Raw genomic sequence first — 4,362 nt, 5'->3', positions numbered from 1 at the left:
TGCCTGGCAACGACCTATTTTCGCTATTTGTATTAACTATCGTCGGCGCTAAGGTGCTTAACTGCTGTGTTCGGGATGGGAACAGGTGGATCCACCTTGCTATTGTCACCAGACATACTCTCAAAACTAGATAAATTGAAGTCATAGAATTTTTTTATAGGTTAAGTCCTCGACCTATTAGTACTAGTAAGCTGAACACGTCACCGTGCTTACACACCTAGCCTATCAACCATGTGGTCTTCATGGGGTCTTACTAATTGGGAAATCTCATCTTAAGGGGGGCTTCACGCTTAGATGCTTTCAGCGTTTATCCCGTCCGTACATAGCTACCCAGCTATGGCTCAGGCGAGCCAACTGGTGCACCATTGGTACGTCCATCCCGGTCTTCTCATACTAGGGACAGCTCCCTTCAAATTTCCAACGCCCACGATAGATAGAGACCGAACTGTCTCACGACGTTCTGAACCCAGCTCGCGTGCCGCTTTAATGGGCGAACAGCCCAACCCTTGGAACCTACTTCAGCTCCAGGATGCGACGAGCCGACATCGAGGTGCCAAACCGCTTCGTCGCTGTGAACGCTTGGAAGCGATAAGCCTGTTATCCCCAGGGTAACTTTTATCCGTTGAGTCACGGCCCTTCCATTCGGTACCGTAAGATCACTATGTCCGACTTTCGTCCCTGCTCGACTTGTTTGTCTCGCAGTCAAGCCACCTTCTGCCATTGCACTCTATCGAATGATTTCCAACCATTCTGAGGTGACCTTCGAGCGCCTCCGTTACATTTTGGGAGGCGACCGCCCCAGTCAAACTGCCCACCAGACACTGTCCTCCCGGATCCACTCCGGCGAGTTAGAAACTAAGTGCACGAAGGGTAGTATCCCAACGACCGCTCCATCGATACTAGCGTACCAACTTCTAAGCGTCCTACCTATCCTGTACATCTTACACCCAATTTCAATATCAAGTTACAGTGAAGCTCCATGGGGTCTTTTCGTCTAATCGCGGGTAGCCGGCGTTTTCACCGGCAGCTTGATTTCACCGAGTCTGTTGTTGAGACAGTGCCCAAATCGTTACGCTTTTCGTGCAGGACGGAACTTACCCGCCAAGGAATTTCGCTACCTTAGGACCGTTATAGTTACGGCCGCCGTTTACTGGGACTTCAATTCAATGCTTCTCTTGCGATGACATCTCCTCTTAATCTTCCAGCACCGGGCAAGCGTCACCCTCTATACTTCACCTTACGGTTTTGCAGAGAGCTGTGTTTTTGTTAAACAGTCGCTTGGGCCTTTTCTCTGCGACTTCTCGTTTTCATAAGAAGTCCCCCTTCTCCCGAAGTTACGGGGTCAATTTGCCGAGTTCCTTAACAACAGTTTTCTCGCGCGTCTTAATATATTCTACTCACCCACCTGTGTCGGATTACGGTACGGGCAGTTACATGATTATCCCTAGAAGCTTTTCTTGAGAGTCTGAACTCATACGACATCAGTCTCAGCCTTTTCACATGTGACGGATTTGCCTATCACATAGCCTCGATCCCTTTTCGCGAAAGCCATTCATCGCGGTCGCTTATCCTCCTCTGTCACTCCATCAGTCATCTAACTGGTACTAGAATCTCTACTAGTTATCCATCGGCTACGCTTCTCAGCCTCACCTTAGGCCCCGACTTACCCAGGGCGGACGAACCTTCCCCTGGAAACCTTGGGTTTATGACGGACAGGATTCTCACCTGTCTTTTCGTTACTCACACCGGCATTCTCACTTCCTGGCGCTCCACATGTCCTCACGATCATGCTTCTCCGCCCCAGGAACGCTCCCCTACCACTTAAAATATTCTTTATTCTAAATCCGCAGCTTCGGTACATTGCTTAGCCCCGGTACATTTTCGGCGCAGAGTCACTCGACCAGTGAGCTTTTACGCACTCTTTAAATGATGGCTGCTTCTAAGCCAACATCCTGGTTGTTTGTGCATCTCCACTTCCTTTTCCACTTAGCAATGATTTTGGGACCTTATCTGGCGATCTGGGCTCTTTCCCTTTTGACCACGAACCTTATCACCCGTAGTCTTACTGCCAAACACCTTTGCCGACATTCGTAGTTTGATTGGGCTCAGTACCCCGAGGTGGGGCCATCACACATTCAGTGCTCTACCTTCGACAAAGCTTCATTTAACGCTATCCCTAAAGATATTTCGGGGAGAACCAGCTATCTCCAAGCTCGATTGGAATTTCTCCCCTAGCCACAAGTCATCACCGCTATTTTCAACTAACGTGTGTTCGGTCCTCCATAACGTGTTACCGTTACTTCAACCTGCTCATGGCTAGATCGCCTGGTTTCGGGTCTACATCACACAACTTAACGCCCTATTAAGACTCGCTTTCGCTTCGGCTCCGGACCTTCATCCTTAACCTTGCTATGTAACGTAACTCGCCGGTTCATTCTACAAAAGGCATGCCATCACCCATTAACGGGCTCTGACTATTTGTAAGCACACAGTTTCAGGTTCTCTTTCACTCCCCTCCCGGGGTTCTTTTCACCTTTCCATCACTGTACTGGTTCACTATCGGTCACCAAGGAGTATTTAGCCTTAGGAGATGGTCCTCCTATCTTCAAACGGGATTCCACGTGTCCCGCCCTACTTTTTAATACCATGGATTGCATCATTTTAACTACGGGGGTCTCACCCTCTTCGCCAGACTTTCCCAAATCTTTCGTCTATGATACAATTTTGTAACCTTAGGTATTTGGCTCCTCCGCGTTCGCTCGTCGCTACTAGCAGAATCGTTGTTACTTTCTTTTCCTGTAGGTACGTTAGATATTTCAGTTCCCTACGTCTCGCCTCTTCTATTGCTAGAAGATAACATGTCTTCCACATGCTGGGTTCCCCCATTCGGATATCCACGGATCGTCGCTTACTTACAGCTCCCCGTGGCATTTCGGTGTTAGTTCCGTCCTTCATCGCCTCTTGGTGCCAAGGCATCCACTGTGTGCCCTTTCTTCCTTAACCTTATTTTCTATGACTTCTTTTATCTACTTTTCAAAGATGAGTCTCTCAAAACTGAATATGATGAACAAAGGAGTTTTTGCTTATTTGTAGTAAGCCTTTCTCCTTAGAAAGGAGGTGATCCATCCCCACGTTCCCGTAGGGATACCTTGTTACGACTTAACCCCAATCATGAACCCTACCTTAGACGGCTCCCTCCTTACGGTTAGGCCACCGGCTTTGGGTATTGTCCACTTTCGTGGTTTGACGGGCGGTGTGTACAAACCCCGAGAACGTATTCACCGCGACATGCTGATTCGCGATTACTAGCGATTCCGACTTCATGAAGTCGAGTTGCAGACTTCAATCCGAACTGAGACTGCTTTTATGAGTTTCGCTCCAGGTCACCCTATTGCTTCTCTTTGTTTCAGCCATTGTATCACGTTTGTAGCCCAGGTCATAAGGGGCATGATGATTTGACGTCATCCCCACCTTCCTCCAGTTTGTCACTGGCAGTCTCGCTAGAGTCCCCAACTTAATGATGGTAACTAACGATAAGGGTTGCGCTCGTTGCGGGACTTAACCCAACATCTCACGACACGAGCTGACGACAACCGTGCACCACCTGTACATCTGTTAACCTCCGAACTTATTTCTAAGCCATTGCAGAGTATGTCAAGACCTGGTAAGGTTTTTCGCGTATCTTCGAATTAAACAACATGATCCACCGCTTGTGCGGGGTCCCGTCAATTCCTTTGAGTTTCATACTTGCGTACGTACTACTCAGGCGGAGTACTTAATGCGTTAACTGCAGCACTGACCCGTAAGGCCAACACTTAGTACTCATCGTTTACGGCGTGGACTACCAGGGTATCTAATCCTGTTTGCTCCCCACGCTTTCGTGCCTCAGTGTCAGTAGAGACCCAGCAAGCCGCCTTCGCCACTGGTGTTCCTCCATATATTTACGCATTTTACCGCTACACATGGAATTCCACTTGCCTCTGTCTCACTCTAGCTAATCAGTTTTCCTAGCATCACAGCGTTGAGCACTGCACTTACACCAGAAACTTAATTTGCCACCTACGCACCCTTTACGCCCAGTAAATCCGGATAACGCTCGCCCCCTATGTATTACCGCGGCTGCTGGCACATAGTTAGCCGGGGCTTATTCATCTGGTACCGTCAATTTGGTTATTTTTCTTCCCAGATAAAAGAACTTTACATTCCGAAGAACTTCTTCGTTCACGCGGCGTTGCTCGGTCAAGGTTTCCCCCATTGCCGAAAATTCCCTACTGCTGCCTCCCGTAGGAGTTTGGGCCGTTCTCAGTCCCAATGTGGCCGGTAGACCTCTCAGTCCGGCTACGCATCATTGTCTTGGTAGGC

The 4,362-nt window shown here is 48.8% G+C and carries 3 rRNA genes; all 3 read right to left on the bottom strand.

Annotated elements, in window-relative coordinates:
• Position 1 precedes the first annotated feature (1 nt).
• Positions 2-113: ribosomal RNA gene (rrf, locus tag JV173_RS06955) — 5S ribosomal RNA — on the bottom strand.
• 44 nt (positions 114-157) lie between these two features.
• Positions 158-3,003: ribosomal RNA gene (locus JV173_RS06950) — 23S ribosomal RNA — on the bottom strand.
• Between the two features lie 107 nt (positions 3,004-3,110).
• Positions 3,111-4,362: ribosomal RNA gene (locus JV173_RS06945) — 16S ribosomal RNA — on the bottom strand; the annotation flags it as partial.

Origin of the sequence: Acholeplasma equirhinis (assembly GCF_017052655.1) — a bacterium.
Classification (GTDB): domain Bacteria; phylum Bacillota_I; class Bacilli_A; order Acholeplasmatales; family Acholeplasmataceae; genus Acholeplasma; species Acholeplasma equirhinis.
Note: the sequence above shows the minus strand (reverse complement) of the source record. Positions and strands in the feature narration are given on the sequence as shown.